Genomic DNA, 20,489 nt, shown 5'->3' on the forward strand with positions numbered 1-20,489 from the left:
TCGCGGTAGGGCCACCCCTACCGCGGCCGGGCGGTGCCCACAGAATGGCGTCGACGGTCCGGTTCGTACGGACTGCGACGGCGAGGGGAGTGGCGATGGACGCCGAGGAACGGATCGCGCGCGGATTGCTCTACACCGAGGACGATGCGGCGTTCCTGAGCGGTGGGCGGCGCGCCGACCTGCTGTTCGAGTACAACCGGACGCCGCCGGGTGCGGTCGAGGCGCGCACCCGGCTGCTTGGCCGGATCCTCGGCTCGGTCGGCCGCAACCCGGTGATCGCGTCGCCGCTGCACGCCGCGTACGGCAGCAACGTGCACATCGGGGACGACTTCTACGGCAACGTGAACCTGACGCTCGTGGACGACGTGGAGATCCGGATCGGCGACGGGGTGATGATCGCGCCGAGCTGCACGTTGACCACCACCGGGCATCCGGTGCATCCCGCGCTGCGGCACGACTACAACCGGTTCTCCGAGCCGATCGTGCTGGCGGACAGGGTGTGGCTGGGCAGCAACGTCGTGGTGCTGCCCGGCGTGACCATCGGGTACGGGGCGGTGATCGGTGCCGGCAGCGTGGTGTCGAAGGACGTACCGCCGATGGTGGTGGCGCTCGGTGTGCCGTGCCGACCGGTACGCGAGATCAGCGACGCCGACCTCGATCAGCGTCAGCCACCGCGCTGACGGCCGACCCCTCCACCGGCCGCCTGTCGTCCACAGTGGACCGTTCGACCGTGGCGGCGAGGCTGGTGGCGAGGGAGCGCAGCCGGTCGGTGACCTCCGGGCCGGCGATCAGGCAGGTGGGTGCGTCGAGTGAGACGACCATCGCGACATACTGCACGACCAGATCGAGCGAGTCGGCGCTCATCGACGCCAGGCAGCGGTTCGGGGCGAGCTCGGTGACCTGGCCGGGCGCCGACAGGCACATCCGGGTCCGGACGGTGTCCGCGGGCAGTGCCACCTCGACCCGGGCGGTGTAGCGGTAGCTGGCGCCGGCGAACGACCGGCCCAGGTAGGTCGCGGCGTCCGGCGCCGGCAGCGCCCGCGGGGCGAACCGGTGCCGGGTGCTGGCCGGCGACCGCACCCGGTCGAGCCGGAAGGTGCGCCAGTCGGCGCGCTCCGGGTCGTAGGCCACCAGGTACCAGTTGCCGCCCAGGGTGACCAGGTGGTGCGGTTCGACCCGGCGCCGGCCGGGCGGGCCGGACCGGCCGTGGTAGTCGAACGTGACGATCTCGGTGTCCCGGCACGCCGCAGCGAGCGTCGCCAGCACGCCCGGATCGGTACCGGCGGCCTGCCGGTGCGGCACCACCGCGACCGCGTCGGCGAGCCGGGCCAGCTGCGGCCGCAGCCGGGCCGGCAGTACCTGGGTCAGCTTGGCCAGCGCCCGCGCGCCGACCTCGTCGACCCCCGGTACCGCGGTGGAGAGGGCGAGCGCGATCGCGACCGCCTCGTCGTCGTCGAGCAGCAGCGGCGGCAGCGCCTGGCCGGACGCCAGCCGGTACCCGCCGGCGGTGCCGGTGCTTCCGACGACCGGGTAGTCGAGCTCGCGCAGCCGGTGGATGTCGCGGCGCAGGGTGCGTTCGGTGACGCCGAGCCGGTCGGCCAGCTCCCGTCCGGACCACTCCCGGCGCGCCTGCAGCAGCGACAGCAACCGCAGCATCCGGCCTGGCAGCTCGCGCCGCGGCGCCCGCCCGCCGGTGCCGGGTGGTCGGCGCTCGGTAATGCCGTCCGACGCGCTTTCGTTCATGTGACCAAGGTTGCCATACGTTCCGGACACGTTAAGACCGGAAGGGGACTTAGCGTGTCCGACATGATCGATGTGACGACACTGCGTGACGACGCCCACGGGCAGGTGCTGCTGCCCGGCGACGACGGTTTCGACGCCGCCCGGGGCGGATTCCAGCTGCTCGACCCGCACCGGCCCGACGCGGTACTGGCCGCGGCCGACGACCACGACGTCCACGTGGCGGTGGCGTTCGCCGCCGACCGCGGCGTGCCGCTCGCGGTACAGGCGACCGGGCACGGCCGCAACGCCGGCCTGGACGGCGGGCTGCTGCTGTCCACCGCCGCGCTGACCGGCGTGAGGGTCGACCCGGACGCCCGGACCGCCTGGGTGTCGGCGGGCGCCACCTGGCGGCAGGTCATCGACGCGACCGCCCCGTACGGGCTGGCGCCGGTGTCCGGCAGCTTCCCCGCGCTGGGCGCCGTGTCGTACACCCTCGGCGGCGGCATCGGCCTGCTGTCCCGCCGGTACGGGTTCGCCGCCGACCACGTGCAGCAACTCGACGTGGTCACCGCCGACGGGCAGCTCCGGCACGCGACCGCCGACACCGAGCCCGACCTGTACTGGGGGCTGCGCGGCGGGGGCGGCAACCTCGGCGTGGTGACCGGGATGCGCATCGGGCTGCTGCCGGTGGCGCGCGTCTACGGCGGCTCGCTCGCCTTCGACCTCGACAAGGACCCGGGCGTGCCGGCCGGCTGGTGGAGTTGGACGCGGAACCTGCCGGACGAGATGACCTCCGCGGTGAGCATGCTCCGCTATCCGGATCTCCCGATGGTCCCGGCCGGGCTGCGCGGCCGGAACATCGGCAAGCTGCAGCTGTGCTGGTGCGGGCCGGCCGACGAGGGGGAGCGGCTGATCGCGCCACTGCGCGAGCTCGGCGAGTGCGTGCAGGACAGCGTCGGCGAACTGCCGTACACCGAGTCCGGGGCGATCTTCGCCGAGCCGGAACGCCCGCACCAGTACCGGTCCAACCCGGTGCTGCTGCCCGCGCTCGACGCGGACCGGCTCGACACGCTGCGCGCCGAGACCGCCGCGGAGCCGGTGATGTGCATCGTCGGCATCCGGCACCTGGGCGGCGCGATGGCCCGCCCGCCGCAGGTGCCGAACGCGGTCGGCCACCGGGACGCCGAGTACCTGGTGTCGGTGCTGTCGCCGGTCGACTCGGACCCGGCGGCGGTGACGGCGGTGCACCGCCGGCTGATCGCGCCGTGGCAGCCCGACGCGGTCGGCCGGCCGCTCAACTTCAGCTTCGGGCCGCTCGCACCGGACCAGGTCCGGGCCGGTTTCGGGGACGCCGACGGTCGGCGACTGGCCGAGTTGCGGGCCCGGTTCGACCCGCAGCACGTGCTGCGCCCCAATCACCCCGTTTCGGCCGCCTGATCCCGGGCAGCCCTGCTGGCCGGCCGTCGTCCGCACGGTCCGCGCCGCACCAGCAGCGCCGGCCGGGCGGCGAGCAGCTACCGCTCGGGTGGGTCGGCCGGCCGCCCGGCCGGGTCGGCGACGGCCGCGGTGAACTGGGCGGCGACGGTGGCGGCGACCTCGCGCAGTTCCGGGCCGCCGACGATCCGGAACGGGAAGGGGGACGTCGCCAGCCATTCCCGGGCGTACATGTGCGGGTTGCTGGTGCTGCCGACCAGCACGCAGCCGTCGCCGGCCGGCTCCAGCCGCCCCATCGGCGGCCGTACCCAGGACGCCACCTTGGCCAGGGGCGCGTCGAACTCGACCCGGGTCTCGTACTCCCAGCCGACGCCGAGGTTCTCCTCCAGCGCGGCGACCGGGTCGAGGTCGGCGGGCGGCTCGAACCGGTACCGGGTCTGCTCGACCGCGCGGATCCGGTCGACCCGGTAGGTGCGCACGGCGTCCGCCCGGTGCGAGTGGCACAGCAGGTACCACTTCCCGAAGCGGACGACGACCGCCCACGGGTCCACGTCGGTCTCCCACTCGTTGCCCGACTCGCTCCGGTACCGCAGCCGGACCCGCTGCTGGCCGGCCGAGGCGGCGACGAGCGCACTGGTGGTGACCGGGTCGGGCCGGGCGGCGTGCCGGTCCGGCGTGGCGGCGGCGTGCGCGCGCAGGGCGGCGGCCTGCCGGCCGATCCGGTCCGGCAGCACCCGGATGACCTTGCTGAGCGCGGCGCCGATGCCGTCCTCGCCGGCGGCGGCCGCGGGGTGCCCGTCCAGTACCGCCATGACCAGGCCGAGCGCCTCCTCCTCGGTGAACACGACCGCGGGCAGCTGGGCGCCGCGGCCGAGCCGGTACCCGCCGTACGGACCGCGGGTGGATTCGACGGGGACGCCGGCCTCGCGCAGGATCCCGACATAGCGGCGCGCGGCGCGTTCGGTGACGCCGAGCCGGGACGCCAGCTCCTCTGCGGTCACACCGGGACGTTGGTGCAGGATCTCCAGCGCGAGCAGGGCGCGCGCCGTCGGACTCAGCTCGGACACCCGAGCAGGGTAGCCAGAACCGGCAGCTCTTCGTCCGGAATCCGTCCTACCGTGACGGCGAGCGGGTCGCACCACACCCATCACGCCACCTTCGGGAGGAATTCGATCATGGACATCGTGCTCGTGGCCGGTCTCTGGCTGGACGGCTCCGCCTGGGACGAGGTCGTACCGGCGATCGAGGCACTCGGCCACCGCCCGGTGCCGCTGACGCTGCCGGGCCAGGGCGACGGCCGCGCCGACGCCACGCTCGACGACCAGATCGGCGCGGTGCTGGCCGCGGTGGACGCGGCCGCGGCGCCGCCGCTGGTGGTCGGCCACTCCGCGGCCACCTCGCTGGCCTGGCTCGCCGCCGACGCCCGGCCGGAGCGGCTCGCCGGGGTGGCGCTGATCGGCGGCTTCCCGAACCCGGACGGCGAGAAGTACGCCGACTTCTTCGAGGTGCAGGACGGCGGGATGCCGTTCCCCGGCTGGGGCCCGTTCGAGGGCCCGGACTCGGCCGACCTGGACGAGCCGACCCGCCGCCGGTTCGAGGCCGCCGCAATGCCGGTCCCCGAGCAGGTCGCGCGCGGTGTGGTGCGGTTGACCGATGCTCGGCGGTACGACGTGCCCACCGTGCTGGTGTGCCCCGAGTTCAGCCCGGCCCAGGCGCGCGCGTGGATCGACGCCGGTGAGGTGCCCGAACTGGCCAAGGCGAAGCGGCTGGAACTGGTCGACATCGACTCCGGCCACTGGCCCATGTTCAGCAAGCCCGCCGAACTGGCCCGCCTCCTCGCCACCGCCGCGGACGAGCTGTGACGCCCTGAGCGGTCACGGCCCGCCACCTGGTCTGGGTGGCGGGCCGCGGCGGGTCAGCGTTGCGCCCCGGGTCGCCGGGTCACGGAGCCAGCGCCCCGGACCAGGCAACCTCGATGGTCAGACCGCCTGGCAGGTTCGGCTTCCGACGAAGACGTCGTCGACCTCCCACCACTTCGACCAGCTTCCGGTGTAGTGGAAGCGGAAGGCGACCGCGTGCTGGTGCACCGCCGCCGGCACCGGGACCACGACCATGGCGGTGCCGTGCGGGCCGTGCATGCCGGTACTGCTCCACACGGTGTGCCAGGTGGTTCCGCCGTCGACGGAGACGTCGACCGCTGCGGTGGAGTTGACGGCGGGGACGAGATCCGACGAGAACCGGATCGTCGGATTGTCCACTGTGGACATATCGGTGACGGGCCCGGTCAGTACGGTGTCCTGCACGTGCAGGGCGCCGCTGTGGTCGGAGTCGACGATCGCGAAGCCGCCCGTACCGCCCGTGGTGTTGGTGCGGTTGCCCGGATCGGTGAACTGCCAGCCGGGCTTCGCGGTGTACCCGGGGTAGTGCGGGTCGGTGTTGGCGACGCTCCAGCCCGACGGCGCCGACCGGCCCGAGAACGGCTGTGTCGTCCCGGATTCGACCGGCTGGTAGCCCGGTGCGGTGCAGGCGTCCTGGTCGATCAGGAGCGCCACGTCGAGGTCCACGTCGGCGGTGGTGACCGCGACCTTCTTCGTTTCGGCCAGGTAGCCGGGCACCGTCGCCTCGACCCGCAGCGTGTAGCTGGTGTCGGTCAGGACCCGCAGGGAGTAGTGCCCGGACGAGTCGGTGGTGGCGGTCACGGGATGGTCGGTACCGTCGTCGGCGGTGACCGTCGCGGCGAGCGCCCAGCCATGCCCGGAGCCATCGGTGACGGTACCGGCGATCGTGGCCGTGGCGTGCGCGGTGAGCGTCACGTCGAGGCTGGTGGTCGAACCGGCGGTCACCGTGACGGGCGTGCTCTGGGACAGGTACCCGTACTTGTCCACGGTGAGCTGGAACGACCCGGCGGGCAGTCCCAGCGTGTACCGGCCCTGGGCGTCGGTGGTGGTGCGCCGGCCGGCGACCGCGACGGAGGCGTCCGGTACCGGTGCGCCGCCGGAGGTGACGGTGCCGGCCACGGTGCCGGGCTGCCGGTAGGCGAACCCGGCCGTGCCGTTCGGCGTGCCCAGCCCGGTCGGCCCGTCGTAGCCGGCGGCGCCGGTGCACAGGTACGCCGGCGAGCAGTTGCCGTTGCTGCCGCCCACCGCGTCGTTGAGCGCGGTCGGGTCGGCGAGCTGATCGTCGTACGGGTACCGGGCCGGGTTGGTGCCGGCCTGCGGCGTGCCCGCCAGCGCGTACACCGAGGCGATGATCGGGGTCGCCGCGCTGGTGCCGCCGTACATCATCCAGCCGCCGTTGTAGACGGCGAGCGGGGTGTTCGGGTCGGAGACCGCGGACACGTCCGCCTCGGCCCGGTTCGCGCAGCCGGAATCGGCCTGCCATGCCGGTTTGGGCTCGTACGCCGAGCAGCCGCTCCCGGCGAGGCTCCAGGCCGACTCCGACCAGCCGCGGGCGGAGCCGTCCCGGAGCAGCGTGGTGCCGCCCACCGCGGTCACGTTCGGGGAGGCCGCCGGGTAGTACACGCCGTAGCCCCAGTCGCCGGTGGCGGCGGTGATCGCCACGCCCGGATGGTCGAAGTAGTGGTCGTAGCTCTGCTCATCCGAGCTCTCGCTGCCGGCCCAGCTGTTCGACACGTACTTCGCGCCGAGCGTCACGGCCTCGTCCACCGCCGTACCCAGGTTGTCCATCTCCGCATCGTCGGACTCGACGAGCAGGATGTGGCAGCTGGGGCAGACCGCCGAGACCATGTCGACGTCCAGGGCGATCTCGCCGGCCCAGTCGCTGGTCGGCGCCGGGTAGCTCGTCCCGCCGCGCTGGTCGACCTTGCGGAAGCAGCCGTTGGCGGTCGTGCAGGCGGGCAGCCCGTACTGGGCGCGGTAGGTGGCCAGGTCGGCCTCGGCGTTCGGTGAGTCGTACGCGTCGACGATCGCGACCGTTGCCGTGGTCGTCGCCGCCGGCAGGTCGTAGGCGGCGGTCAGGTCCGCCGGACCGTACCCGGCCGGGGCGGTGGCGTGCTGGATTCCCTTGGGCCGCACCACGTTCGTCCGTACCAGTGCCTGGCAGGAGGCGTAGCCGGGGCGGGGGTCCGAGCAGGCGTGCCGGACGCTCACCGGGGATGCGGCCGGTGGCGCGGCACTCGCGACCGCCGGGATGGCAAGGGCGCCGGCGACGAGCGCCAGTACCAGGATGCGGATTCTCATCATCACTTCCCTCCGCAGCTCAGGTGCGCGATCCGCAACTGGATGCGCCACTCGGGGTCGGTGTAGTTGGTGGTGACGCCACCGAGGACCCACACGTCGTCCGGGCCGGTGCCGCCGATGTCCATCGCCCAGGGGTAGGCGTTGTACTCCGCACTGCCGGGATAGGGCACCTGCGTCCAGCTGGAACCGTCGTAGTGCAGCAGCTGCATGCTGGTGTGCTCCGGCACCTGTTCGGTGGCCCACACGTCGGTCGGGGAGGCCGCGTAGACGCCGGTCAGCTTGGCGTTGCCGATGTCCGGCAGGTCATCGACCACTTTCCACGACGTACCGTCGAAGTGCTCGACGAGAGGCACGGCCGTGTCGCTGGTGCCGGCCATCGTCTGGTCGCCCACCGCCCAGATGTCGGTGGAGCTGCTGACGCTCAGCCCGAAAAACGCGGAGGGAGTCGACGCTGCGGGCACGTCGACCCTGGTCCAGCTCGTCCCGTCGTAGTGTTCGACCAACGGGGCCCACGGGCTGGACCCACCACCGGCGAACCCCGCTGCCCAGATGTCCCGGGCGGACACGGCCTGCACCTTCATGAGCTGCGCGCCGTCGGTGCTGGCGGCCGGGTTGGGCACGGTGTCCCACGCGGTGCCGTCCCAGTGCTCGACCAGCGCGCCGACCGCGCCGCCGTCCGACGTCCGCTGCGCGCCGACGGCCCACGCGTCCGTGGGGCTGACCGAGACGACGGCATTCGGCTGGGCAGACGTCTCGTTGGGGTCGGACGACGGTGCCAGCGGCACGGTCGTCCAACGGCCGTTCTGCCAGTGCGCCGCGGTCGGTTCCGGGATCCAGTTGTACGTGCCTGCGGTGGTCACGATGTAGCTGTTGCCGACGATCCAGCCGTCGGAGGCGGAGTCGAAGGACGCCCCTCCCACGTCCTCGAACGCCGGTGTCGGCTTCGGTACCGTCGGGGCGGTGGTCAGTGAACTGCCGTTCCACCGCGGCATCCAGGTCTCTTCCGGCACGGCGTTCTGCGACAGGTAGGACGGGAACCAGACGTTGCCCGCCGAGACCGGGGCGACCACGCCCTGGCCGTAATGGTCGCCGAGGTAGTCGTGGAAGGCCGGTGGCATCGCCGGCGCCTGCACGATCGACCAGCTCGGAGTGCATTGCCGGGTGGGATGTGCGGGTTGCGCCGCCGCCGGTCCGGCGACCGCGGTCACCGCGGCCGTGGCCAGCACCGTGGCCAGCACGGTCGTTCTGCGTCCTGTCAGTGTTCGCATCGATCCTCCTAGAACGCGCCGATGCCGTGGGGGCTGCCCAGTCCGGTCGGGCCGTCGTAGCCAGGCACCGCCTGGCACAGGTAGCCGCCGCCGCACGAGCCGTTGCTCCCGCCGACGACATCGAACAAGGCGCGGGAGTGTGAGTACGGGTAGGCGTTGGTGACCGTGGTGGCGTTGCCGGCGAGCGCGTACACGCCCGCCACGATCGGGGCCGCGACGCTGGTACCGCCGGCCGCGAGCCAGCCGGGCTCGTTGTCGGTGTCGTACACGGCAACCGGGGTGCTGGGGTCCGCCACGGCCGCGACGTCGGCGACGGTTCGCTTGTGGCACAGGCGATCCTTCTGCCACTTGGGCTTCGCGAGGTAGGCCGAGCAGCCGGAGCCGGCCCCCGCCCACGCGGTCTCGCCCCAGCCACGGGCGCTGCCGTCCTGGAACAGGGTGGTACCGCCGACCGCGGTCACGGTCGGGAACGCCGCCGGCACCTGGACGCCGAACCCGGTGTCGCCCGAGGACACCGTGATCGCGACGCCCGGATGGTCGTAGTGCGCCTGGTAGTCCTGCTCCCCGTTGCCCTCCGGGCCACCGTAGCTGTTCGACACGACCGTGGCACCGAGCGCCACCGCCTCGTCCACCGCCGCGCCGAGGTTGTCGAACGACGGGTCGTCGGCCTCGACGAGCAGGATGTGGCAGTTCGGGCACGCCGCCGACACCATGTCGAGGTCCAGCGACTCCTCGACCGCCCAACCGTCGTCCGGTGCCGGGTAGTCGGTGCCGCCGCGCTGGTCGACCTTGCGGAAGCAGGGGAAGTCGGCGTCGCACGCCGGCAGGTGGTTGGCCGCCCGGTAGACGGCCAGGTCGGCCTCGGCGGTCGGATCGTCGTACGCGTCGACGATCGCGACCGTCTGCCGCGCGCCCAGCAGCGCCGACGGCAGCTGGTACGCGGACTGGATGTCGGCCGCGGTGAACGGGTGCAGCGGCGCCGCGTCCGCGCGGGACAGCGCCGTGCCGTCCGCGGCGGTGTCCAGCAGTGCCAGGCAGGCCGCCCGGTGCTTTCCGGCCGCGGGGGTTGCGCAGGCGCGGTGGGTGGCGACGCCGGTGTCGGCGTCCCGCGCCGGCTGGGCGCTGGCGGGCAGTACCACCGCGAGGCCCAGCACGGCCGCCAGGGCCGCCACGAGCATGGCGGGTCTCGATCTGGTCATGGCTCCTCCTCCTAGCTCGCCAGCTGGTACGCGTGGATCACGGTCTGCCGCACGGTGTTGCCGGCGCCGTCGTGCGCGTCGACCCGCAGCGACACGTACCCGGGGCTGTCCGGGTGCTGTATCGCCAGGCTGAACTTCCCGCCGCCGTCGGCCTGCGCGCCCTTCGGGTCGCTCCAGGTCTTCCCGTCGTCGTACGAGACGGACACGGTGGCGCCGAGCCCGGTCGCGGCGGGCGCGCCCTGCTGGTGCTTGACCGAGAACGAGACGGTGAACGGCGTACCCGGGGCCGCCTGCGACTGGTGGTTCAGCGCGAGCTGGTAGTTGATGAACAGCAGAGGCAGGGCGGCGCAGCCGCGGTTGGCATCCGGCGCGCACTGCTCGCCGGCGGGCAGATCGGTGACAGCATCGGGTTTGGAAGTAAACGCCCAGTGCGTGTCGGTGGTCGCTGCCGGATCGCCGCTCCCCGTGCCGTTGCCGATGGTCCAGTCGAGCGTGTAGTTCGCCGGCTGATGAAGCATCGGCAGGGGTATCGAGTAGGGCTTGACGCTGCCGGTCGACAGGTGGTCCGAGGACCAGGCCAGCGTGCCGTTGCGGGTGAACCGGATCCTGGACGGGGCCAGGTATTCGGGCACCGGCGAGGAGTGCGTCGGGTCCGAGTCGCCGAACGCCAGGAACAGGGTTACGTTGTCGTCCTGCCGGCAGGCCGGACACATCGTCGTGTACGGCGAGACCGGCGTCGACGGACTGTCGCCGTTGAAGTCAAGGAGCGACTGGACCGTCTGCGCGACCGGTGACGGGACCAACGGCCCGACGTTCCAGCTCTGGTGGATGTGCCCGCCGTGCCGCGCGGTCAGGAAGGTGCTTTGTCGACTGAAATTGTCAGAGCTGTCGGCCCTGATTCGCCACCGGTCAACGTCGGGCGCCGAGGTGTACCAGAAGTCGGTGCGATCGCCGGTGGCCACGGCGATGTTGCGTTTCGCCGAGTAACCCCACGGCTCCGAGACGGTGAACTCCAGGTAACCGTCGGGCGCTGCGCCGGGCTGGCTGTACAGGTCGTCGTCCACGGTCGTCAGGTCGGTCGCACTCAGGGTGGTGTTCACCCCGGCCGGGACGGACCCGGCGTGCGGGAAGCTCAACAGGTACGACGGGCCGCTCTGCATCGCGCCGGACCAGGGCGAGTCCATCAGCTGGGTCACCGCATCGAAGTCGAACGAGCCCTCGGTCACCGTGCCGCTCTGCGCCGAGTACAGCGCGGACGGCCGGAACCCGGGGATCGGGTCGGGAGTGAGGCTCAGCAGCCCGAAGTAGGCGCCGCTGGCGGTCGCCGCGTCGCCGTGCACCCCGGTGCGGGTGACGCCGATCTCGTCCACCTGGGTGTCCGGCGTGGTCAGCGACGGGTCGAGCGCCGGCCGGTACGGTTTGGCGGGGCGGGCGTCCAGGTTGACCGTACGGTCCCGCGTCACCGAGACCTGCGGCTCGGCCACCAGAGCCCCGTCCCAGGTGCTGTTGTCGCCGGGCGTGAGCAGGTCCGCCACGACGCTGTAGGTCCCTTCGGGCACGCTGAAGCTGGCCGAGCCGTCGATCGCGGACAGGATCAGGGCGAGCGACGAGTCGTCCACGTTCTGGACGAGGACGACGCCCTGCGCCGCGGCGCCGTTGCGGTCGACCGCGTCGACGGTCAGCGTCTCGTACGCCAGCCCGCTGCCGGTCGGCGCGGCGACGGCCGGAGCGGCCGGCAACGCGGCGGTGCCCGCCTTGTGCGCGAGGCGGATCTTCTTGACCCCGGTCAGCTTCCCGGACTTGATCTTGGATCCGATCCGGTGGGCCGTCGCGCTCAGCGTCGAGGTACCCGCCGCCAGCGGCGCCGCGGTTCCGGTGGTCTGCACCGTCACCGGCACGCTGCCGCCGGTGCGGGCGAGGTAGCTGACGTCGAACAGTCGCACGTCCAGCGTCGAACCCAGGTACTGCACGGCCGCGGCCGGTACCGCGTAGGCGTCGCCGCCCCAGGTGAACCGCACCATCGGCGGCCCCGCATTCAGCGGTGTCACGGTCTGGCCGTCCACCCGTACCCGGTCACCGGTCACCAACGTGACCTCCGTCGGTGCGACGGGGGCGGGCGCCGCGGCCGGTGCGGCGGGCGGGTCGACCACGTGGATCGGCGCACCGGCGGGTGGTGCGGCGGTACCGCCGGTCGCGGACACCACCCCCGACACGGTGACGCCCACGGCCACGATCGCGGCCGCACTCGCCACGAGCAGTCGAGACAATCGCATTCGCTTCTCCTTCCGGGTCACAGCGGCTCGTACTCGTCGTCGGCCGGTTCGACGTCGTTCTGCCCGTCGGCGCTCTCGGCGTCGGGCTCCTCCGGCTCGGGATTCGGCGATGCGTCCATCGGTCCTCTCTGGCGAGAGCGGCTGCCAAACAGGGCCAGTCTGTGCGGGGAGGGTGGTGGCTAGCGATCAGGCAGACGCCTGAAACACGGCCGCTTCCAGGCGCGCGAAGGGCCACGGCCGGCTGGCTGAGAACGCGCGGCTGGCCGGGAACGGGGCCGCCGGCGGTGCCGGAGTGTCCGGTCGGTCCGCGGCGGTGACGCCGGCCGCGAGGGCGGAGTGTCCGGTCAGTCCGCGGCGGTGACGCCGGCCGCGAGGGCGGCGACGGCGAGGGAGGTACGGGTGGCGACCTTGAGCTTGCGCATCGCCGAGCCCAGCTGGGTACCCACCGTCTTCGGCGAGCGGTGCAGCGTGGCGGCGATCTCGCGGTTCGTCCGGCCGGCGATCACCAGGCGGACCACGTCCAGCTCGCGCGGCGAGAGCTGGTCGCCGTACCCTCGGGTGCCGCCGCGCCAGACCGCGGCCGGCGCCCCGTGCTCGCGCATGATCTGGGCGACCCGGTCGGCGTCGGTCGCCGCGCCCAGCTCGGTCAGTTCCCGCAGCACCGTGCCGAGCAGGGTCAGCGCCGCCTGCCGGTCGCCCGCCGCCAGCAGCCACCGCGCCTGCCGCTCGCCGGCCAGCAGCGCCTCGTACGGCCGGGGCAGTGCCCGCCAGGCCGCCGCGGCCTCGGCGAACAGGGCCGCCACCGCCGCCGGTGGCGCCGACCCGCCCGCGGCCAGGAACGCCCGGGACAGCGCCAGGCTCGCCCGCACCGTGGGTGCGGCCAGCCCGGCGGTGCCCGCCTCGTACTCGGCGACCAGGCGGGCGGCCGATTCACCGCGGTCCGCCGCGACCAGCGCGTCGACCCGGGCTGGTACCACGTCGATGGCCCACAGCCAGACCTGCTTGTGGGCGAGCAGGCGCACCGGCTCCTCGGTCACCCGCAGTGCGTCGGCGACCCGGCCGTCGGCCAGCCACCAGCGGGCGAGCATGCCGGCGGGTTCGCCCATGCCGTCCACGGCACCGCGCTCGCGCAACTCGTCGAGCACCGCCAGCAGCGCCGGCTCGGCGGCGGTTCGTGCGCCGGTCAGCCCCCGGGCCAGCGCGGCGACGAGCGCGCTCTCCAACCGCGCCACCGGCTGCTGGTCGTCGGCGTCCGCGAGGCCCGCCGCCAGCTCGGCCAGCCCGGACCAGCGTCCCTCGTACAGGTCGAGGTGCGCGCGGGTGGACCGGCCCACGTCGCCGAGCCGCTCGTACCGGTGCGCCTGCGCGAGCTCCACCACCTGGTCCAGGTGGCGGCGGGCATCCCGGTACCTGCCCCAGCGCATCTCGGAGTCGCCGACGTTGAGGCCGTGCAGCATGGTGACCTGGCGCTGCTCCAGCGTCTCGGTCGCATCCGGCACCCCCGCGGCGACCGTCCACCCCTCGTCGTCACCGAGCTGCAGCAGGCCGACCGCGCGCTGGGTGTCCATCCGGTACCGGTCCGCCGGCGGCAGCTGCCGGGTCGCCTCGGCGGCGCGGCGCAGCCAGTACAGGTGCGCGTCGCGCGGCCAGGAGGTCCCGCGGGCCCAGCCGAGCAGCAGCATCGCCTGCACCGACTGGGACGAGCCGAACGGCAGATCCGGTATCGCGGCCTTCAGCTCCGCCCGGCTGGCGTCGTGCTCGCCCATCATGTCGAGAATGACGCCCAGCGTGTACCGAACGCGGGCGGTGCCCGGCCGGTCCAGCGTGCCGGCGTCGATGGCGTGCCGCAGGATGCGGGTGAGGTCGGCGACCCGGGCACCGTCCAGTACCGCCAGCGGCAGCTGCTCCACCAGGTGCAGCACCGTGTCGGCGCCAAGGTCCGCGCCGGAGAGCAGCTCGAACAGCAACGCGACCGCGCCGGCGTCGTCCCCGGCCCGCAGCGCCGCCGCGGCGGCCAGCTCTGCGTACCGGCACCAGCGTGCGGTGTCGCCGGCGGCCCGGCAGTGCCGGGCCAGGGCGGCGGCCGGCGGTGGCGCCTGCCCCTCCAGGTACCGGCGGGCACGCGTGTGCAGGGCGCGCAGCTCGCCGGCCGGGATCGCCTCGTACACCGCGCGGGCGGCGAGCGCGTGCCGGAAGCCGATCAGCCCGGCGGCGTCGCCCTGCAACAGCCGGGAATCCAGCGCCGCCCACCAGTCCGTACCGTCCGCCGGCAGTCCGGCGGTCGCCAGCAGCGCGTCGGGCCGGCTCGGCTCGGCCAGTACCGCCGCCGCCCGCAGCACCGCGCGCGGGTCCGCAGCGAGCCGGCGTACGCGCTCCAGGACCGCGTCGCGGATGGTCGGCGGCACGTGGATGTCGTCGAGGCTGCGCCGCACCCACTCGCCGCGCCGGTGCACCAGGTCGGCCCGCTCCCGCAGCAGCCGTACCGACTCCTCGATGGCCAGCGGCACGCCGTCGGTGCGTTCGTGCAGGAAGGTGGCGAACGCCGCCGACACCTGCCCGTCGGCCAGCATCGAGGACACCAGCTCGGCGGTACCGGCGACGTCCAGCGGGCCGAGCGAGACGCGATGCACGGTACGGCCGGTCGGCGAGCGGGACGACAGCCGCGGCAGCAGCGAGCCGGCGGCCACGTCCTCCGGCCGGTAGGTCAGCAGCATGGCCATCGGCAGCTCCCGCTGTGCCGCCAGGAACAGCAGGAACTCCAGGGTCGCCTCGTCCGACCAGTGCACGTCCTCGGTGACCAGGACGTCCACCCGCAGCTTCGACAGCAGTTCGGCCAGCGCCCGGAACAGCCGGTGCCGCGCCGCGAGCTGGTCCTCCGCGGGTTCCAGTGCGGGCGGCAGGTCCGCGGCCCACTCCGGGAACAGCGGGCGCAGCGCACCCGCCAGCGGGCTCAGCCCCAGCCCGGCCACCTCGACCACCGCCTGCCGGACCGCGTCCACCACCGAACCCAGCGTGTACGGCTGGCGGTAGGGCGGCGCGCTGGCCACCAGCATCCGGTAGCTGCCGGTCTCCACGAGCGCCTGCACCAGCCGGCTCTTGCCGATCCCCGCCTCGCCCTCCAGCAGGACCAGCGCGGTCGGCGTACCGAGCGTCTCGGCCAGCACGGCCAGTTCACGGGCCCGGCCGACGAAGCGGGGTACGGGCGCGATCAGCTGGCCGTCCTCGCGACTGTCAGCCCGATCGACCATGCGTGTCCACCGCCACGAATCCGCCCGCGCACCTCGGCGTCCGTATTCTGCACCACCCGGCTACCGGCCTCAACGCATCGACGATGGCGACTGCCTGCCGCGATGGCCCGGAACCTGCGTTCCGCCCGCGGCGTGCGATCGCCGGACCGGGCACCGGTGCGGTGCAGCGCGAGCGCGGCGACGCGGCCGAGCCGCTGGTTCACGGTGGTCGGCCGGGTCTGCGCGAACGCCCATCCGGCTGACGACGCGGCTGCGCGCAACAACCCGTGCGGTGGCGGGCCGGGACTGTCCGGGGAAATCCGATCGTCCCGCACGGCCGGGCTGACTACCCTCCGGCCCATGCCGACCGAACTGCCGCAACCCGCCGCCGATGTCCGGGACACCGTGCAGGCCGTCATCGATCGTTTCGCCCTGATCCCCGACGACGGCTGGGAACGCCCGGCCGCCGACCTGGACTGGTCCTGCCGGGAGACCGCTGCGCACATCCTCGACGACCTCGGCGGTTACGCCATGCAGCTGTCCGGCGAGCGCGGCCACGGCGACTCGTACACGCCGCTGGTCGAGCCGATGCAGCCGCGGCCAGACGGGCCGCCGTTCATGTTCTGGCCCGAGGAGGACGGTGGCACCCGGGCGATCTGCGAGTGCCTGGACGCGGTCGGCGGGCTGCTCGTCGCGGTTGTCGCGACGGCCCCGGCGGACCGGATCGGCTGGCACCCGTACGGCAACCCCGACGCGACCGGGCTCGCCGCGATGGGGATCACCGAGACCGTGCTGCACGCGTGGGACATCCTGCGGACGCACGAGGTCGGCTACCGGCCCGACGAGGCGGTCGTCGGCCGGGTGCTCGACCGCATCTTCCCGGCCGTGACCCGTACCGACGACCCCTGGCACGACCTGCTCGCCGCCACCGGCCGTACCCCGGAAACCCGCGGTGTCAGCTGGCGGTGGGACTCCTCGGTGCGCAGCTGACCGCGACCGGCCCGGCGGCCTTCCGGCCACCGGCCGACCGGACCCTGCCGGCCGGGCCGCCGGCCGACCGGGCCCTGCCGGCCAACCAGGCCAGGACGGCGCAGCCGGCGAAGGCGGCGCCGAGGATGCTGGAGCCGCGCCAGCCGGCGCTCGCGTACGCGGTGGTGGTGGCCGCCGCGCCGAGCGCCGAGCCGAGCGAGTAGAAGATCATGTATCCGCCGACGACGGTGCTGGTGCGGTCCGGGTGGGCCGCGGTCAGCGCGTGCTGGTTGCCGACGTGGACGACCTGGACGGCGAAGTCGAGGGCCAGCACGCCGGCGCCGACCAGCCACAGCGACCATGACGCCTGGCCGAGGGCGAGCCAGGAGCCGGTGAGCAGGGCGAGCGCGCCGCCGGTGACGGGGCCGGCGAGGCCGCGGTCGGCCCAGCGCCCGGCCCGTGCGGCGCCGAGCGCGCCGGCCAGCCCGGCGATGCCGAACAGCCCGATCTGTGCCGTACCCAGCCGCCACGGGGGTGCGGCGAGCGGCAGCGCGAGGCCGCTCCACAGGGTGCCGAACGAGGCGAAGAGGAACAGCGCGACCAGCCCGCGCGTGACGAACAGCCGTTCCCGGAACAGCCCGCCGAGCGAGGCGAGCACCGCCCGGTACGAGGCGGGCTCGGCGCGCGGGTCCGCCGGCAGCAGTCGTCGGACCAGGTACGCCAGGGCGAGCAGCAGCGTGGCGAGCGCGAGGTAGACGCTGCGCCAGCCGGCCACCGCCGCGAGTGCGCCGGCGGCCACCCGGGCGCCGAGGATGCCGACGACGACGCCGGCGGTCACCGTACCGAGGGTGCGGCCGCGGTCGGCCGGGGTGGCCAGCGCGGCGGCGTACGCGACGGTCGTCTGGACGACGACCGCGAACAGCCCGGCGAGGCCCACCCCGGCGAGCAGCAGCCAGGCACGGGTGGCGACTGCCGCGACCGCCACGCCGGCGGCGGCCAGTACCAGCTGGGTCGTGATCAGCCGGCGCCGGTCGACCAGGTCCCCCAACGGAACCAGCAGCGCGAGCCCGGCCAGGTAGCCGAGCTGGCCGGCGGTGACGATCCAGCCCAGTTCGGCGTCCGGCACCCGCAGGTCGGCACCGATCTCGGCGAGTACCGGCTGGGCCGCGTACACGGTCGCGACGGCGCCGGCGCAGGTCGCTGCGAACAGCAGCCGGCGGCCGATGGTGAGCCCCATCCGCCCTCCCAAACAGTAGCAGTTTGCAACTGTTCGGAACGTACGGCAAGATGATTTCAATCAGCAACTCTTTGCGGAGGTGTGATGGCCCACCCAAAGGTCGGCGCCGCGGACCCGGCCTGGACCGACCCGACCTGCCCGGTCGCCCGCACCCTCGACCTGGTGGGCGACCGGTGGAGCCTGCTCGTCGTCCGCGACGCGATGGACGGTGCGCGCTCGTTCACCGACTTCCAGCAGCGCACCGGCATCGCCCGCAACATCCTCACCGACCGGCTGCGCCGGCTGACGGCCAACGGCGTGCTCGACCGGCGGCCGGCCCCGTCCGGGAAGCGGCCGGTCTACCTGCTCACCCCGGCCGGGCGCGACCTGTTCACCGTCGTCGTCGCGCTGCGGCAGTGGGGCGAGCGGCACGCGTTCGGCCCGGACGAGGCCCGTTCCGTCCTGGTCGACCAGCGCGATCGACCGATTCCCGAGCTGCGGCCCACCACCTCGCGCGGCACCGTCGCCGACCCCGACACCACGACCGTGCGCAGGCCCTGACGCGGCTCAGTTGCCGGCGCCCTCGGGGTACCAGCGGATGCCGCTCTGGCCGTCGAACCGGAGCGTGTCACCGATGATGTGCTTCGGGTAGGTCGGGTGCTGCACGAAGTAGCCGCCGATGCCCTGGATCGAGGTGGCGTCGCAGATCCCGTCGGTGTGAATGCAGAACCGGCGGACCGGGATCCCGTTGAAGTCGGTCGGCCCGGCGCCGGTCGAGGTGAACCCGAGCAGGCTGACCCCCTTCGGGAACAGGTGGCCCCAGATCCCGGTACCGGGCTGCATCGGGTCGGCGTAGAGCATGCCGTCGACCTGGCCGTGCGGGACGAACGAGCCGGCCGCGACGGCCTGTAGCACCTGGTCACCGATCTGGGCGCCCTGCGAGTACCCGGTGATCGTGATCCGCGCGCCGGGGTGCTGCGCGCGCAGCCGCTTCACCAGCGCCAGGGCCGCGGTGTGCCCCTGGTGCACGCTGGCCTCGTAGCTCGGCGCGGTGACCCCGCCGACCCACGGGCCGGCCGTCGCCGGGTAGCAGACCCCGACCGCCTTGCTGCCGGCCGGCAGCGTCGCGTTCGCCGCCCAGTAGCTGGACGTGCAGCCCTTCGACGCGGGCTGCGCCGCACCGGTACCGCCGATCTCGACGTAGTAGTGGTCGATCCCGCTGGCGTGCGCCGCGGTGGCGAAGACTCCGCCGGCGACGAGCATCGCCGCGGCGGCGCCCACCGAGGCCGCGAGTCGACGAAGCGCGCGTGGTTTCATGCCATCCCTCTTCCTGCGATCCGGTACGGCCGCGGCGAGCACCGTGGCAGCCCGACGCTAGGGGGCACCGATGACATCCCGCTGAAATCGTACAAAAGCCGGCAGCGGATCGGCCTTGCCGCAAAGTCCCCGCCCCCGAGCTACGTTTGTACTGGCGGGGATGGATACCCGCCTTTTCCGTGTCCTGCCGACGCGGACGCTCGTTCGACGACCGCCGTGATCAGTGCGACTTCACGGTGTCGGTGAACGCGCGGAACGCGGTCGGGTGGACCACCAGTGCCGGGCCGTCCGGGTCCTTGCTGTCCCGGATGGCAACGACGCCAGGCAGATTGCCCGCCACCTCGACGCATTGACCGCCGGAGTTACCGGATCGACTGCTCTTGCGCCACACGGCGCCACTCAGATCGGTCATGGGGCGTACTCCTTCGCTACCTTGATCATCATGTCTCGGCTGGCATCAGCGTCCAACGCCCGGTCGTAGATGTCCCGCCACATCTGCCGGTACGGCTTTCGTTGCGTTGCCTTGTCGAGGTACAAGCCGCCGGTTCGCGTCTCGTGGTAGATGACATCGGATATTGCTCGTTGCGGAAACCGCATGTATGTGAATCCGGCCATCATGGCCGCGTGCGCACCCGCCGAGAAGGGCAACAGTCGCACAGACACGTTTTCCCGTTGGCTGGCGTCGACGAGGTGGCGGAGTTGTTCGGCCATGATGGCGCCGCCGCCGACCGGTCGGCGAATCACGGCCTCGTTCAGGATGACGTGCAGGGTCGGTGCGTCGTCGTCATTCAGCCGCGCCTGGCGGGTGAGGCGCAGATCGACGTGTCGCTCGATCTCCTCGTCGTCACCGTCGGCCTCGGCCGTACGCATGATCTCGGCCGCGTAGTCGTGGGTCTGCAGCAGGCCGGTGACGAGTTCGGGCTCGTAGATGTCCATGCTCTCCGCGTAGGCCTCCATCCCCGCGAACAGCTCGAACCATTCCGGGATGACGTCTCCGTACGAGTGCCACCAGCCGGTCTTGGTCGTTTCGGTGGCCAGCGCGGTCAGCGCCTTGGTGAGACGCGCCGGGGCCCGATAAATCTGGCAGAGAATTTCGACGTCCGCGCGGCGGCTCGGCGACTTTCCCGTTTCCATCCGGTAGATCTTCGACCTGCTGAAACCGGTGCGCGCCTCGATCTGCGCGGTCTTCAGCCCGCTCTGTTCGCGGAGTTTTCCCAGCTCACGGCCCAGTCGCCAGCGCGGAACGGTCGACCCCGTATCGCTGTCGATCACTGCCTCGGCCTCCCTTCCCCGTGTCGCCGTGACACACCGGTCTGCACCGCTATGACACACGATGATGTGTCACGACGCAACACATTCTGTTTCTCCATCTAACCGATGTTCGCATACGAGTTCACATGACTCGTTGCATCAACAGCCATGATGCGGCAATACTGCTGTTTGCCGACGACGGACGGTGACGCGCCGATCCCGGTGCGCGTCGCTTCGTCGCAGGTGGCCCGCCGCCGTACCCGGTGGGTCGAGGAGAAGAGAGTGGGGGCGCGGTGCCTGCTTGCCGGCCGCACCGCGCCCCCGCCCCATCGAACCCTTGGAGAACCGATGGAGCTGCTGAAGACTATCGCGGGCGCGTGCCGGCGGCTGCGCACCCGCATCGACGGCTGGCGG

At 73.0% G+C, this 20,489-nt stretch carries 17 protein-coding genes; 6 read left to right on the forward strand and 11 right to left on the reverse strand.

Annotated features, from left to right (window positions below):
* The first annotated feature begins 95 nt into the window (after nt 1-95).
* Nucleotides 96-680, forward strand: coding sequence for a sugar O-acetyltransferase (locus Asera_RS07355; protein ID WP_030447661.1), 585 nt, complete (start codon nt 96-98; stop codon nt 678-680).
* On the opposite strand, the gene Asera_RS07360 is transcribed toward Asera_RS07355, so the two are convergent.
* On the reverse strand, nt 640-1,743 hold the full coding sequence (locus Asera_RS07360; protein ID WP_084132088.1) for a helix-turn-helix transcriptional regulator: 1,104 nt from the start codon (nt 1,741-1,743) through the stop codon (nt 640-642). The two genes, Asera_RS07355 and Asera_RS07360, sit on opposite strands and share 41 nt — an antisense overlap.
* Nucleotides 1,744-1,806: 63 nt before the next feature.
* Between Asera_RS07360 and Asera_RS07365 the strand changes: the two genes are divergently transcribed.
* Nucleotides 1,807-3,159 (forward strand): FAD-binding oxidoreductase, encoded by a 1,353-nt coding sequence (locus tag Asera_RS07365; RefSeq protein ID WP_051802568.1) that lies wholly within the window; start codon nt 1,807-1,809, stop codon nt 3,157-3,159.
* Nucleotides 3,160-3,236: 77 nt separating this feature from the next.
* Here the strand turns inward: Asera_RS07365 and Asera_RS07370 are convergent, their stop codons facing one another.
* Nucleotides 3,237-4,214, reverse strand: a complete 978-nt coding sequence (locus Asera_RS07370; protein WP_425305971.1) for a helix-turn-helix transcriptional regulator — start codon at nt 4,212-4,214, stop codon at nt 3,237-3,239.
* A 117-nt stretch (nt 4,215-4,331) separates the two neighbouring features.
* On the opposite strand from Asera_RS07370, the gene Asera_RS07375 reads away from it, so the two are divergent.
* Nucleotides 4,332-5,018, forward strand: coding sequence for an alpha/beta fold hydrolase (locus Asera_RS07375; RefSeq protein ID WP_030447665.1), 687 nt, complete (start codon nt 4,332-4,334; stop codon nt 5,016-5,018).
* Between the two features lie 117 nt (nt 5,019-5,135).
* Here Asera_RS07375 and Asera_RS07380 read toward each other — a convergent pair whose 3' ends face one another.
* The 5 genes from Asera_RS07380 to Asera_RS07400 all read right to left on the reverse strand — a co-directional run bounded on the left by Asera_RS07380 (nt 5,136) and on the right by Asera_RS07400 (nt 15,343).
* Nucleotides 5,136-7,358, reverse strand: coding sequence for a carboxypeptidase regulatory-like domain-containing protein (locus Asera_RS07380; protein WP_030447666.1), 2,223 nt, complete (start codon nt 7,356-7,358; stop codon nt 5,136-5,138).
* The gene (locus Asera_RS07385; protein WP_157034962.1) at nt 7,358-8,623 is read right to left on the reverse strand and encodes a beta propeller repeat protein; all 1,266 of its coding nucleotides are present in this window, start codon (nt 8,621-8,623) and stop codon (nt 7,358-7,360) included. The genes Asera_RS07380 and Asera_RS07385 overlap by 1 nt, the downstream gene beginning before the upstream one ends.
* Nucleotides 8,624-8,631: 8 nt before the next feature.
* The gene (locus tag Asera_RS07390; RefSeq protein WP_030447668.1) at nt 8,632-9,822 is read right to left on the reverse strand and encodes a S53 family peptidase; all 1,191 of its coding nucleotides are present in this window, start codon (nt 9,820-9,822) and stop codon (nt 8,632-8,634) included.
* 11 nt (nt 9,823-9,833) lie between these two features.
* Nucleotides 9,834-12,095 carry a hypothetical protein gene (locus Asera_RS07395; protein ID WP_157034963.1) on the reverse strand — a complete coding sequence of 754 codons (2,262 nt, stop codon included), beginning with the start codon at nt 12,093-12,095 and terminating at the stop codon, nt 9,834-9,836.
* 344 nt (nt 12,096-12,439) lie between these two features.
* The gene (locus Asera_RS07400; protein ID WP_030447670.1) at nt 12,440-15,343 is read right to left on the reverse strand and encodes an ATP-binding protein; all 2,904 of its coding nucleotides are present in this window, start codon (nt 15,341-15,343) and stop codon (nt 12,440-12,442) included.
* A gap of 2 nt (nt 15,344-15,345) precedes the next feature.
* On the opposite strand from Asera_RS07400, the gene Asera_RS07405 reads away from it, so the two are divergent.
* Nucleotides 15,346-15,585 carry a hypothetical protein gene (locus Asera_RS07405; RefSeq protein WP_157034964.1) on the forward strand — a complete coding sequence of 80 codons (240 nt, stop codon included), beginning with the start codon at nt 15,346-15,348 and terminating at the stop codon, nt 15,583-15,585.
* Between the two features lie 97 nt (nt 15,586-15,682).
* Nucleotides 15,683-16,312, forward strand: coding sequence for a maleylpyruvate isomerase N-terminal domain-containing protein (locus Asera_RS07410; RefSeq protein ID WP_157034965.1), 630 nt, complete (start codon nt 15,683-15,685; stop codon nt 16,310-16,312).
* Here Asera_RS07410 and Asera_RS07415 read toward each other — a convergent pair.
* Nucleotides 16,278-17,528, reverse strand: coding sequence for an MFS transporter (locus Asera_RS07415; RefSeq protein ID WP_084132092.1), 1,251 nt, complete (start codon nt 17,526-17,528; stop codon nt 16,278-16,280). The genes Asera_RS07410 and Asera_RS07415 overlap by 35 nt on opposite strands.
* Before the next feature lie 84 nt (nt 17,529-17,612).
* Here Asera_RS07415 and Asera_RS07420 point away from each other — a divergent pair, with 84 nt between their 5' ends.
* Entirely contained in the window at nt 17,613-18,068 is a 456-nt protein-coding gene (locus tag Asera_RS07420; protein WP_030447673.1) for a winged helix-turn-helix transcriptional regulator, read from the forward strand.
* Between the two features lie 6 nt (nt 18,069-18,074).
* On the opposite strand, the gene Asera_RS07425 is transcribed toward Asera_RS07420, so the two are convergent.
* The 3 genes from Asera_RS07425 to Asera_RS07435 form a co-directional block, all read right to left on the reverse strand.
* A complete protein-coding gene (locus Asera_RS07425) occupies nt 18,075-18,824 on the reverse strand; it encodes a PE-PPE domain-containing protein (protein ID WP_030447674.1) in 750 nt (249 codons plus the stop codon).
* Between the two features lie 220 nt (nt 18,825-19,044).
* Nucleotides 19,045-19,236, reverse strand: coding sequence for a DUF397 domain-containing protein (locus Asera_RS07430; protein WP_030447675.1), 192 nt, complete (start codon nt 19,234-19,236; stop codon nt 19,045-19,047).
* The gene (locus tag Asera_RS07435) at nt 19,233-20,096 is read right to left on the reverse strand and encodes a helix-turn-helix domain-containing protein (protein WP_030447676.1); all 864 of its coding nucleotides are present in this window, start codon (nt 20,094-20,096) and stop codon (nt 19,233-19,235) included. The genes Asera_RS07430 and Asera_RS07435 overlap by 4 nt, the downstream gene beginning before the upstream one ends.
* Between the last annotated feature and the right edge of the window lie 393 nt (nt 20,097-20,489).

The organism is Actinocatenispora sera (assembly GCF_018324685.1).
GTDB lineage: Bacteria > Actinomycetota > Actinomycetes > Mycobacteriales > Micromonosporaceae > Actinocatenispora > Actinocatenispora sera.

Bases quoted from the DNA above. Each gene is read 5' to 3' on its own strand.
- Asera_RS07425 (WP_030447674.1), bottom strand. From the start codon at position 18,824: ATGAAACCACGCGCGCTTCGTCGACTCGCGGCCTCGGTGGGCGCCGCC.
- Asera_RS07365 (WP_051802568.1), top strand. From the start codon at position 1,807: ATGATCGATGTGACGACACTGCGTGACGACGCCCACGGGCAGGTGCTG.
- Asera_RS07385 (WP_157034962.1), bottom strand. From the start codon at position 8,623: ATGCGAACACTGACAGGACGCAGAACGACCGTGCTGGCCACGGTGCTG.
- Asera_RS07410 (WP_157034965.1), top strand. From the start codon at position 15,683: ATGCCGACCGAACTGCCGCAACCCGCCGCCGATGTCCGGGACACCGTG.
- Asera_RS07360 (WP_084132088.1), bottom strand. From the start codon at position 1,743: ATGAACGAAAGCGCGTCGGACGGCATTACCGAGCGCCGACCACCCGGC.
- Asera_RS07390 (WP_030447668.1), bottom strand. From the start codon at position 9,822: ATGACCAGATCGAGACCCGCCATGCTCGTGGCGGCCCTGGCGGCCGTG.
- Asera_RS07415 (WP_084132092.1), bottom strand. From the start codon at position 17,528: ATGGGGCTCACCATCGGCCGCCGGCTGCTGTTCGCAGCGACCTGCGCC.
- Asera_RS07355 (WP_030447661.1), top strand. From the start codon at position 96: ATGGACGCCGAGGAACGGATCGCGCGCGGATTGCTCTACACCGAGGAC.
- Asera_RS07380 (WP_030447666.1), bottom strand. From the start codon at position 7,358: ATGATGAGAATCCGCATCCTGGTACTGGCGCTCGTCGCCGGCGCCCTT.
- Asera_RS07400 (WP_030447670.1), bottom strand. From the start codon at position 15,343: ATGGTCGATCGGGCTGACAGTCGCGAGGACGGCCAGCTGATCGCGCCC.
- Asera_RS07375 (WP_030447665.1), top strand. From the start codon at position 4,332: ATGGACATCGTGCTCGTGGCCGGTCTCTGGCTGGACGGCTCCGCCTGG.
- Asera_RS07430 (WP_030447675.1), bottom strand. From the start codon at position 19,236: ATGACCGATCTGAGTGGCGCCGTGTGGCGCAAGAGCAGTCGATCCGGT.
- Asera_RS07395 (WP_157034963.1), bottom strand. From the start codon at position 12,095: ATGCGATTGTCTCGACTGCTCGTGGCGAGTGCGGCCGCGATCGTGGCC.
- Asera_RS07420 (WP_030447673.1), top strand. From the start codon at position 17,613: ATGGCCCACCCAAAGGTCGGCGCCGCGGACCCGGCCTGGACCGACCCG.